The 309-nt window shown below is 70.6% G+C and carries 1 protein-coding gene; it reads right to left on the reverse strand.

Going from position 1 to position 309, the window contains the following annotated elements; translation table 11 throughout:
• Nucleotides 1-53: 53 nt before the first annotated feature.
• On the reverse strand, nucleotides 54-309 hold a 256-nt coding region (locus tag A6V29_RS05295), incomplete at its 5' end, for a transposase (RefSeq protein WP_170977698.1).

Raw genomic sequence — 309 nt, forward strand, 5'->3', positions numbered from 1 at the left:
GGTCAAGTCCCCGGGCGTGGTGTGTGACGGCTACCGCGTGATCTTCGGTTCGGTCAGGCGCTGAGCGCCGGAATCGTCGGCTGGCCGGTCACCTCCTGGGTGCTGTCGCCGGTGTCGGTGACGGGCCGCAGGCGGCAGCGGGCGAGGACGTCGAGGCCGAGGTAGCGGCGGCCTTCGATCCAGTCGTCGTGCTGCTCGGCGAGGACGGCGCCGACGAGGCGGATGAGGGAGTCGCGGTCGGGGAAGATGCCGACCACGTCGGTGCGCCGGCGGATCTCCCGGTTGAGTCGCTCGGAGGTTATCTTGAGC

The sequence above is a fragment of the Blastococcus sp. CCUG 61487 genome (genome assembly GCF_005222955.1).
Lineage (GTDB): Bacteria > Actinomycetota > Actinomycetes > Mycobacteriales > Geodermatophilaceae > Blastococcus.